The organism is Pseudomonas sp. EMN2, from assembly GCF_009650555.1.
GTDB classification, from domain to species: Bacteria; Pseudomonadota; Gammaproteobacteria; order Pseudomonadales; family Pseudomonadaceae; genus Aquipseudomonas; species Aquipseudomonas sichuanensis.
In genome coordinates this window covers 1-10,426 of the sequence record NZ_VZZR01000107.1, presented here as the reverse complement: position 1 = coordinate 10,426, position 10,426 = coordinate 1, and the positions used below count along the sequence as shown (strand labels likewise).

At 56.4% G+C, this 10,426-nt stretch carries 9 protein-coding genes; 3 read left to right on the top strand and 6 right to left on the bottom strand.

All coding sequences use genetic code 11. From position 1 onward, the window contains the following. Nucleotides 1–236: 236 nt before the first annotated feature. The 5 genes from F6X61_RS24980 to F6X61_RS24960 all read right to left on the bottom strand — a co-directional run bounded on the left by F6X61_RS24980 (nt 237) and on the right by F6X61_RS24960 (nt 4,433). On the bottom strand, nt 237–1,196 hold the full coding sequence (locus F6X61_RS24980) for a lysylphosphatidylglycerol synthase domain-containing protein (RefSeq protein ID WP_153789000.1): 960 nt from the start codon (nt 1,194–1,196) through the stop codon (nt 237–239). Beyond that, complete coding sequence (gene clsB / locus F6X61_RS24975) at nt 1,196–2,398, bottom strand: cardiolipin synthase ClsB (protein ID WP_153788999.1); 1,203 nt, start codon at nt 2,396–2,398, stop codon at nt 1,196–1,198. Before clsB ends, F6X61_RS24980 begins: the two co-directional genes overlap by 1 nt. Then, nucleotides 2,395–3,168, bottom strand: coding sequence for an endonuclease/exonuclease/phosphatase family protein (locus tag F6X61_RS24970; RefSeq protein WP_153788998.1), 774 nt, complete (start codon nt 3,166–3,168; stop codon nt 2,395–2,397). Before F6X61_RS24970 ends, clsB begins: the two co-directional genes overlap by 4 nt. Beyond that, nucleotides 3,165–3,296, bottom strand: coding sequence for a hypothetical protein (locus F6X61_RS24965; RefSeq protein WP_256671422.1), 132 nt, complete (start codon nt 3,294–3,296; stop codon nt 3,165–3,167). The genes F6X61_RS24970 and F6X61_RS24965 overlap by 4 nt, the downstream gene beginning before the upstream one ends. A 228-nt stretch (nt 3,297–3,524) precedes the next feature. Continuing rightward, the gene (locus tag F6X61_RS24960) at nt 3,525–4,433 is read right to left on the bottom strand and encodes a DUF2167 domain-containing protein (RefSeq protein WP_153788997.1); all 909 of its coding nucleotides are present in this window, start codon (nt 4,431–4,433) and stop codon (nt 3,525–3,527) included. Between the two features lie 445 nt (nt 4,434–4,878). On the opposite strand from F6X61_RS24960, the gene F6X61_RS24955 reads away from it, so the two are divergent. The 3 genes from F6X61_RS24955 to F6X61_RS24945 all read left to right on the top strand — a co-directional run bounded on the left by F6X61_RS24955 (nt 4,879) and on the right by F6X61_RS24945 (nt 9,596). Next, on the top strand, nt 4,879–5,679 hold the full coding sequence (locus F6X61_RS24955) for a hypothetical protein (RefSeq protein ID WP_112253705.1): 801 nt from the start codon (nt 4,879–4,881) through the stop codon (nt 5,677–5,679). 1 nt (nt 5,680) lies between these two features. Then, nucleotides 5,681–8,146 carry a DEAD/DEAH box helicase gene (locus F6X61_RS24950; protein ID WP_153788996.1) on the top strand — a complete coding sequence of 822 codons (2,466 nt, stop codon included), beginning with the start codon at nt 5,681–5,683 and terminating at the stop codon, nt 8,144–8,146. A gap of 325 nt (nt 8,147–8,471) precedes the next feature. Then, a complete protein-coding gene (locus tag F6X61_RS24945; protein WP_153788995.1) occupies nt 8,472–9,596 on the top strand; it encodes a DUF4238 domain-containing protein in 1,125 nt (374 codons plus the stop codon). A 317-nt stretch (nt 9,597–9,913) separates the two neighbouring features. On the opposite strand, the gene F6X61_RS24940 is transcribed toward F6X61_RS24945, so the two are convergent. Next, nucleotides 9,914–10,426 (bottom strand): LysR substrate-binding domain-containing protein (locus F6X61_RS24940; RefSeq protein ID WP_256671421.1); only part of this gene is annotated, 513 nt, incomplete at its 5' end.

The following is a 10,426-nucleotide window of genomic DNA, read 5'->3' as shown; positions in this document are numbered from 1 at the left end:
GGGTGCTGCGCACCTGGGCCCTCCAGACGCCTACGCTCAGCCTCCTGAAGTCGCGAAGTTAGGGGCGGCGCCTGGGCTAGCTTTAGCTGTCGCTAGCGGGCTATGGCGCTAAACTCTTGATCGGCAACGGCAACGGCAACGGCAACGGCAACGGCAACGGCAACGGCAACGGCAACGGCGCAGCGCTGAGCTTGCGTCGTGTGGACGCTGGCGGTCTGCGTGCATCCTTGGGCCCATCAGCGCTTGTCGAGGGCTGGCCCGGCCTGTCGGCGCAAGGCCTTGGCGCGCTTTTCGAGGATCAGGTAGGCGACCACCGCCAACATCAGCGGGATCAGGTAGTACAAGGTTCGATAGCCCAGCAGCGCGGCAACCAGCGTGCCCTGGCCGAGCTGGCCGTGGAGCAGAGCGAGGAATACGGCCTCCAGCACGCCGAGCCCTGCGGGAATATGAGCGACCACGCCCGCCACGCAGCTGATCAGCAGTACGCCCAGCACCGAGGGATAGAACAGCTCGGGTGGCAGCAGCAGGTGGATCAACGCTGCCATCAACGCCCAGTTGCTTGCACCCAATGCCACTTGGCACAACGCCAGTCGCAGGCTCGGCAGGGTGACCTCGTGCCCGCGCAAGTCTAAGGTACGCCGCTTGGCGAAGGCACAAGCGAACAGGTGAGCCAACGCCACCGCCACCATAAGCACGCCGATCAGGCGCAGGCCGCTGGCACCCACCGCCCAGCTTCCTGGCAGCTTGACCATGCCGAGGGCGAACACCGTGCCGGCCAGCAACAGGTAGCCCATCCAGTTGGTCAACAGGCCCAGGGTGAGGATGCGAGTGATGGTCGGGGTATCCAGGCCCAGCCTGCTGTACAGGCGATAACGCAGGGCCACGCCGCCGACCCAGGTGGTGAAGTTGAGGTTGAAGGCATAGCAGACGAACGCCACCGGCAGCACCTGGCGAGCTGGCAGTTGATGGCCTGTGTAGGCACGGGCGAGCAGGTCGTAGCTGGCGAACACCAGGTAGCTGCACAGCGCCAGCAGCAACCCCAGGGCCAGGGTCGAGGGCCGGTAGGCCAGCAGCGACTGGCGGACTTCGCTCCAGTCCAGGTTACGCGCCAGGGTAAACAGCAGTACCGGGATCAGCACCAGGAACAGCACGGTCAGCAGTCGCTTACCCCAGGTCTTCCAGCGTGACGTGGCCATCAGGTCTTGCCCTCGTGGCAGTTGGCCGGAGCCTCGCTGTCCGCTTGCACTGACTGCAGGCGCTGCCGGTGCGCCGGGAACCAGCCGGCGATGCGCGGGAAGTAGCGGGTGATGTGGAAGCCCAGGAAGATCAACGGCGCGCGCCACCAGTAGCCACGCACCATGCGTTCCAGCGTCACGCTCTTGCAGTGCTCGCGGCTCAGTTCGCTCAAATGCTGGTACAGGTGTTCGTTGAACGCACGGTCGCGGATCAGCAGGTTGGCCTCGAGGTTGAACGACAGGCTCAGCGGGTCGAGGTTGCTCGAGCCCACGGTGGACCAGTCGTCGTCCACCAACGCCACCTTGCCGTGCAGCGGACGCTGGCAGTACTCGTGGATGCGTACGTTGTCACGCAACAGGTAGTTGTAGAGCAGCCGCGAAAGCGCGCGTACCCAGCGCATGTCCGGTTGCCCCTGGAGGATCAGGGTCACCTCGACCCCGCGCCGGGCGGCGTTGCGCAGTTCGCGCAGCAGGCGGTAGCCGGGGAAGAAATAGGCGTTGGCGACGACGATACGTTGCTTGGCCTCACGCAAGACCTGCAGGTAGCTGACCTCGATATCGTTGCGATGGCGCCGGTTGTCGCGTTCCACCAGCACGGCGCTGGCCGAGCCTGCGGCGATACGGGGCGGCTGGACCCGGCTGGCGGCATCCAGCACCGGTGCGAGCATGCGGCAGGACGAAGCGTGGACCTGGGCCACCACCGGCCCGACGACCTCCACGGCGTAGTCCTGCTTGGCCTGCGGACCGAAGTCGCCAAGATGGTCGGCGCTGTAGTTGATGCCGCCGATGAACGCGCGTTGCCCGTCGATCACCAGGATCTTGCGGTGCAGGCGGCGGAACAGGTTGGTGCGCATGCCGGCCAGCCTTGGCTGCGGATCGAACGAATGGAAACGCACTCCGGCTTCGGTCATCGAGGCGATGAAATCGTCGGGCAGGTCGGCGGTGCCGTAGCCGTCCACCGCCACCTCGACCCGTACCCCGCGCCGCGCGGCGTCGATCAGGGCTTGCCGCAAGGGTTGGCCGACCTTGTCGTCGTAGATGATGAAGGTTTCCAGAAGGATCTCCTCGCGTGCCTGGGCCATGGCCTGGAACACGCGCGGGTAGTATTGCTCGCCGTTGATTAACAGTTCGACGTGGTTGCCGTCGCTCCAAGGCTGCCTCATAGCGTCACCTGCGCAACCAGCGGGGCATGGTCGGAGAGGTGTGACCATGGGTATCTGGACAACACCTGGGCTTCACAGGCCTGTGCATTACGCAGGTAGATGCGATCCAGGCGCAGCAGCGGCAGGCGGGCGGGAAAGCTGCGCGCCGGCTTGCCGAAGGCTTCGAGCAGAGGGCCCGACAGCCGCGCATCCGCTTTCAGGCGCCAGTCGTTGAAATCGCCGGCGATGATGACCGGCTGATCCGGCGGCAGGTTGTCGAGCAACCCCAGCAGCAGGCTAACCTGGCGTTGGCGATGGTCTTCGCGCAGCCCCAGGTGCACACAGATCGCGTGCACCTGCTCATGGCCGGGCACTTCGAGCAGGCAGTGCAGCAGACCGCGTTCCTCGTTGCCGTGGATCGACACGTCGAGATTGTCATGGGCGCGGATCGGAAACTTGGACAGCAGGGCGTTGCCATGGTCGCCATGGGGGTAGACCGCGTTGCGCCCGTAGGCGAACTGCGGCCACATGCTGTCGGCGAGGAATTCATATTGAGGTGCCGTCGGCCAGGTCGGATGGCGCTCGGCATGCCGTTGGTGGCTGCCATGCACCTCCTGCAGGAACACCAGGTCGGCCCCGGTTGTGCGTACCGCCTCGCGCAACTCCGGCAGGATGAAGCGGCGGTTGAACAGGGTGAAGCCCTTATGCACGTTGAGGGTCAGCACCGTCAGGCGGTGCACGGCGGTCACCTTGTCGATGATGCAGCGGGGGGCAGGCAGGGTCCCATTCATAGCGGCTCCTGCGGCTCGACTTCAGGCTCGGTCACCCACTCGTCTTCCTGGCGCAGCCCGTTGGGGTAGAAGTCCTTGCGCCATGGGTCATAGCGCCAATCGGCAACTGCAATGCGGATCTTGTTCACGCGAGCCCCCTGCGTTCGTGTACTCATCAGTAGCGACCGGCAGCGGGGCGGGAGGGTTCAGCAGGATTGACGAGTGGCGCGGGTGAACGGCAGCGCGCACCTCTGCAGGCACGCGCCTTGTCAGCCTCTGTCAGAATTGTGCCCTGAACGGCATTGATGCCTGGAAGGATTCAGTAGGCACCTTCGTTTCAGGAGATGGCCCACCAGCAAGGGTGAGCCAGGTTTGAATCAGGATTGTTTGCGCTTGAACAGCTTGCCGAAGAAGCCGGCGATGGCCACCAAGCCCAGGATGATGAACTTCTTGAACGCCAGCAAGGCAACACCGATCTTGGCGAACAGGCCCGCCTTGGCGGCGACGCCACCGGCGACCAGGGCGGCCAGTCCGTATGGCGCCAGCTTGTCGGTCTTGGCGTCGTAATCGGCGTAGCGGTTGCCGTCGGTGAAGTTGGTGAAGGCGAGGATCTTTGGCGTTTCCTGCTTGATTGTCTGCAGATCGGCCATAGCCGCCACGGCATTGAGCTCCAGCACGCCTTCGCGGCCCAGCACGCGGATGCTGTAGTTCAGAGTGGTCTGGTCGGCGTCTTCGGCCTTCAACTCTCGCGCCCAGTACATCTTGTGGGTAGCCTGATCGTAGCTCGGTGGTTCGGCCCAGCCCAACAGTGTCAGGCCGGCATAGCCTTGCTTGTGACGCTCCTTGTTGTCTTCCTCGTCATCGGCCTTCATCTGCTCGAGCAGGTCGGCGTAGTCGATCTTGGCTGCGTCATCGTCGGAAATGTGGCCGTCGTTCTTGTAGCTGATGATCACGCCCCAGCCGTTTTCCGCCAGTGGATTGACGGCGGTCGGGATGATCATGCCGAGGGTCTTGAAGCCCGGTGGGTTGCCCCAGCCTTCGGTCAGCAGGCGCTCGCTGTCGTCTGGCGACAGGTAGTAGAACTCGTTGTTGAGTTGCAGGCTGGCGATACCGCCGGGCAGGGTGATGTTGCCGTGCTGTTGCTTGAGCGTGGCCAGCCACTGTTCGGCGGTCTGGTGCGGTTGTTCGCTGGCGGTTGGCGTAGACGCGGGAGTGCTGGCGGCAATGGCGGGCAAAGTAGTTGCGCAGAGCAACACTGCCGCCAACAACTGGCGCAGGTGTTTCATCGTAGTCCCTTACAATTTGAAATAATTTGGCCGCGCAGGATAACTGAAAGAGCTGGCCAATCGCCAGAACCTCGTGTCCTTGTCTACCTTTAGATGCCAACGGGACACGCTTGCGCGCCCAGAGGTACCGGATGGGGGCTTTTTACGGTGCCGCGAGTTTTCAGTCTGACGTGGATTGATCCACAAATGGTTGGTTATATATCCAGTCTTTACGCAATCTCAGACGATTTGCACCAAAATTGTCCTCAATCTTGTTTACCACTCCCCATCAATCACGCTAATTTGCGGCAACGCTGGCACAGTGCCGCTATCGGTCGTCCTTCGACTAGTCCTCGCATGCGCACACTGCTGCTCAGCTGGTGCCTACCCTTAAACAGGGCGGGATCATTGATCGTGCGCAGCAACCGCATGAGGATTCTGCGGTTTCGTGTTTGTGGGAAGTGTTATGGATGGCGTGAGCTTCAAGCAGGTAGATCAATATGCCCTGTGTTGTGTCGAGGATTTCTCTGAGGAGCTCAAGCTCGCGCTGAGGGAGAACCTCACGCGAATCTGCCACGGCGCCGACCAGGCCAGCAAGGACAGGGCCATCTACAAATACCCTGCGACGATCAGGCATTTCTGGAACGAGCGCTACTGCAAAAAGCCCTGGGAAACCCGGATCGGCATGCTCGGCGAACTTCTGTCGCATGTCATCATTCTGAAGCTTTTCCCCGATTTCGACGTCGTCTCGCCGTTCTTCAACATGGAAGAAAAGAGCATTCGCAAGGGCTTCGATCTCCTTCTGTACGAGACCTCAACCAACAACGTCTGGATCACCGAGGTCAAATCGGGGGGGCGAGGAGCGGACAAGACCTCTTGCTCCGCCACCAGCGGGCTGTTGCGCCTGGCTCGGGATGATCTCAAGAAGCGCTTGGCAGAGCCGGAGCTCAATCACTGGCTCAACGCGATTAATGCCGCGAAAAATGCGATCCACAACAAAGCCAACTACCGGGACTCGGTAATTGAGATTTTGGAGATGGAAGGTGATCTAGCCGAAGAAGACGGTGCGACTGCCTCGGACAACAATGTGTTTCTGATCTCTGCCCTGTTCAGCGATGTGTCCCAGGCCATCGCCGAGAAGACCGTATCAAATTTCACCACGAAGCTTGTGGCGGAGGCGGTGTTCAAGACGGTGTGGGTACTGTCCCTGCACAAGGGCACTATGGAAAAGCTGGAAGAGTTCTTGAGGCAGGAGGCGGAGCAGTAGCATGGAAGAGTTGACCATCAGGAAGCTGGGCAACACCAAGTTCAAGGATCTGTATTTTCAACTCCTCAAGGGAGACGAGTTGGGTAACACGCAGACCGTAAAGCTACTGGCCATCGCCGTGCTGCTCCTAAATCACAAAACCCCTGAAATTCGGCGTCTTGGCTACCGCATCATCCTGTTTTACGGGAACGCCACGGGCCAGTACCAGGCGCTGTACGATGTGGCGCTCGACAGTGGCCTACACCCTGTCTCAGCGGTGATCAGCAGCTATTTTTCCGAGGACGACCACCGCAGCGAGTCGTTTATCAGAAACATCGTGGGCAGCTACGTCGATACCTTCCGTGATCAGGGCATCGTGCTCACTGAGCAACAGGACGCACTTAGAACATTTGTACAGTCGGAGTACCGTAAGTCGTCAGTCGTGGTTGCACCGACCAGCTACGGCAAATCTGAGCTCATCATCCAATCGGTGAAGGAAAACCCGGGGCAGCGAGTGTTAATCCTCGTCCCCTCGAAGGCCCTGCTGGCACAGACGAAGAAGCGGTTGATCTACGCGGACATCGAGGGCTTGGGCAAGGTGGTCACCCACCCCGAAATGTATTCGGTTGAGCGTAACAACAGGGCATTTGTCCTAACCCAAGAACGGCTCAACAGGCTCTTGAACGAGAACGCTGGGCTGACCTTCGACATGGTCTTCGTCGACGAGGCCCACAACCTGTTGCAGAGTGATCGCAGAAGTGAGTTGCTGGCTGCCATGCTGTGCATTCTGGGGGCGCGTAACCCTGAAACGTCATTCAAGTTCCTGACCCCCTTCCTGTGTGATGAACTCAATGTCCGTGTGCGCTTCCTGGACATGATCCCGAACGGGTTCAAAATCGACGAGTACATCAAATCTGAGCGCTTCTACATCAAGGACTTCAGGGCGGGGAGGGGGCGGACAAAGCTCAAGCTCTATGACCACTTCCTGAATGACTGGATGGAGTTTGACCGGAGGTATGCCAACTGCTTTGAGCTCATCAAAGGCGAAGCACTGTCCAAAAACATCGTTTATGGCAACAGGAAGAAAAGCATTGAGTCATTCGCGGTCGAGCTGGCAGCGGTGTTGCCGCCCGTGGATTGTCCGCTGATCCAGACGGCCTGTGCTGAGCTCGAAGAGCTTTTTGACCGACGCTACAAACTGATCGGCTGCCTGCGCAAAGGGGTGATGTACCACCATGGTTCGATCCCTGACACCATCCGCCTGTATCTGGAGAACCTGTTCAGCAGCTCTAAGCAGATGAGGTTTCTGGTCTGCAACTCCACGCTTCTGGAAGGGGTGAACCTGCCGATCGAACGGCTCTTCGTCTTTGATTACTTCAAAGGGAAGAAAACGCTGACGCCATCTCAATTCAAGAATTTGATCGGGCGCGTTAACCGATTCAGTGAGGTCTTCGCGCCTGGCGCTGAGGCTGCGTTGAGAAAGCTGGAGTCCAGCATCTACCTGTTGGGCGTGGATGGCTACACCCGCAACAATGCGGCGCTTGAAACCTTCTACGATAAATCGGTCAACGTCTCCAAAGTAGTGAAGGACACGGTTAGCAACGTACTGCTTGAAGCCACGAAGATCATCGATGGGAAGGTCTCGGTTCTCTACGACGACGCTGTGGCTCGTCTTGAGAATCTACATCCTGGCGTGGTTAAGGACCGGGAGTGCCGGTACGTGACCACTCAGGTGGGCAAGCTCCTCATCGCGAACAGTGTTAGTGAAATTGATGTGTTCGTAGAAGAGGAGGCGATTGAGCGGAAGATCAAGCGAGGCATCGAGGCGAACGGTGTCATCAACACCGTTGACAGATTGATGCTTGCCATCTCCAAATCGTTCATTGACCACTTCGATAAGAGTCGAGAGTACAGCGACCTGGTGCGTCTCAATCAAGAGGCTGCCCGGAATTTCTACGCCATGATTCTGGATTGGAAGCTGAAGAAACTCAGCGTTAAGCAGACGATCCGATTGACGCTCGCGTATTGGAAAAAGCTGGTCGAGAGTAGCCATAGCGATCACGTGTTCGTGGGGAAATGGGGTGATACCAAGTATCGCGACAGCAACTACGAGAATTGGGTAAGGATCTCCCAGAAAGATGACGCTGAGCGGATTAACCTGGCGATCGTTCGTCTCAAGGACGAGGACGATTTCTTCGACAACAAGATCTTCAAGTTCGTCGAGGTGCTGAATGGGGTAGGCGCCCTGGATCCTGGTTTCTACAAGCTCATCAAGTACGGCACTGCAGATGACACCAAGATCAAGCTCATCCGGGATGGCTACAGTCATGGTTTGGCGGATCTGATGCTTGAACGCTACCCCGAAACCGTACGTGCGACGCTAGGCGGTGACATCGAAGTGAGTCCTCGCTTGGTCAACATGATGATCAACAATGAGGAGAGCGATCTGTTGATTTTTGAAGCCAAGATGAACCTCAAACCTGTCTGATTGAGGGTTCTGGAAGCGCCAGGGAGGTTTTCAGATTACCTCCCTAGCGTTGTTCATCAGCCTCTGAGAGGCGTACTCTGCGTAATTGCGTGGGCTTGACCTCGAGTAGACCAAGCGTTTGCGTCGGACTTGACGAGTACATTGGGTGGACTCGACCGGCAGAAATCGGCCATTAGCTGACTGCCGTCTGAGTAATGATGCTATGACTATAACAGTGTTTGCTTTCATGTGATCATATGGGCGCTTTGCAACTAAGGTGATTTCACGTCGTGTTGTGATTGCATGCGAATAGTAACCTAAGTGCGAAAATGTTAAGGTATTATCTATGCCGGCTAATAAAAAGCACCACTATGTGCCAAAATTCTATCTAAAAAACTTTTCACAAAATTCTCTGTCGATAAATATTTACAATATTCATCGTGATAAAACCATAAATAATGCAAATCTGAAAAATCAGTGTTACAAGGATTATTTTTATGGGAAGACCGACAAAGTCGAAAAGGCTCTAGGGGGGATCGAAGGTGCTGCATCTGAAATATTTAGAGAAATAATAAAAAGTCAATCAGCGCCACGGCCTTTTACTGTTGAGCATATGCGATTGGTTTTGTTTGTATTGATTCAGCACAGTAGAACTACATACGCAGTGGATGTGCTGAACGAAATGACGGACAAGTTTGCAAAAAAAATGCTGGCCACTGATAAGTCGCTGGACTTGCAAGAGCTTGATAAGGTCAAGGTTTCAATCACTGAGGCAGGCGCATTCTCGGTAGCCACTGCAACTTCCGCGCTGCATCTTGTTCTCGATCTGAAATGCAAGATCCTAATAGCTAAAGAAGGAACGGAGTTTATAGCGTCCGACAATCCAGCAATACTATATAATCAGCTATTTGAGAGCATGGATTATATGAGTGCTATTGGTTTGTCGTGCAAAGGGTTGCAAATATTCTTGCCTTTATCACCAACCATACTGCTACACTACTACGATTCTGCTTGTTATAAGCTTGGAGATCGGAAATCCAGTGCAGTTCGCATCACAGAACTCCGCGACATGGACAGCCTTAACCTGTTGCAGTTCGTAAATGCGAGCGAAAATATATACTTTTCGGACGCGCAAAAGTCTCGTGTTTTCATGTTGAAAGCTGCATCGTCTTTACGCCCAGTCAATAAAACAAATATTTCGAGCCACGTTAACTGGGAAACAGAGGCTCAGCGATCCGAGCTCTGGGTGTCATCAAAGCAATCAAGCAAGACAAATCTATCATTAGACTGTGTGAAAACTCTGGGAAAAGCGCTGGCCTTTGTAAAGGATCTTTCACTGCAAAGTTCTCATCCGGCATTAATTGTAAGGGATCCAGCGTTAATGGAGCTTGATCGCGAATATCGTGAATCGCAAAAAGAAGGTAAAAGGAATGTGAGTTTTTTTGAATTTTTAAAAAGCAAAGAGTTGTGATGTGTTGATTGTTTTTAATGAAATTATCACAGTCATTGGATGATCGTGACTCAGTGCGGCACCAAAATGGAACAGAGAAACTTTGGCGGCAGCTTTAAGTTGCTCTGCCCTATGCTCCATACCGCCGTTCTGGTGCGCACTGGTGCGTTTCCTCTTTTCTAAATAGTGCGCTGCCGGCGATACTGCACCAGTTACTCAGTGATCAGGAAGTGTGTGCGCTGACTTGGCGGGTCAGCAGTCACCAAGTATCAGATGTTGGAAGCGAAGCGCGGGAGCAATTCATCGTTAGAGGTCCGCGGTAAGAAACGGCGACATCGTCAGGAGGACGTCGATCCTCGAGGCCTGGAGATTTCACTCAGAAATGACTGGAGCATGCTGGAGTCATGGCCACAGCGCCAAATCAGGTGTGTCCTGACGCGAGCCACTTTCGGCGGAAGAGGCAAAGCTCTGACTAAGCTTTCAATCTGAACAGCTTTAAGCACCGAGAGCGGCATGATTGCGACACCTGTCCCTGCTGCAACACAAGCCGCTATTGCGTGATAAGAAGCCAATTCTAGGAATTTGGACGGCACGATTTCGCAGGTATTCAGCCATCCTTCAAGAATCCGCCGGTAGGAGCAGCCGCTGGCAAAGGCAATGATGGTTGAGCCCTCGAGGTCTCGTGCATTGGAGACGGTGCTGTTTTTGGCGACAATCAGGGCAAGCTCTTCAACAAAGGCTTCCTCGGTATCCAAGCCTGCAATATTAGGCTCTGTATGAAAACCTTTGAAATGTCGCCAGCGCCTCTGGAGGCCGGATTTTACGTAGAGTTCTCGCCTTTTAGGCGAAGG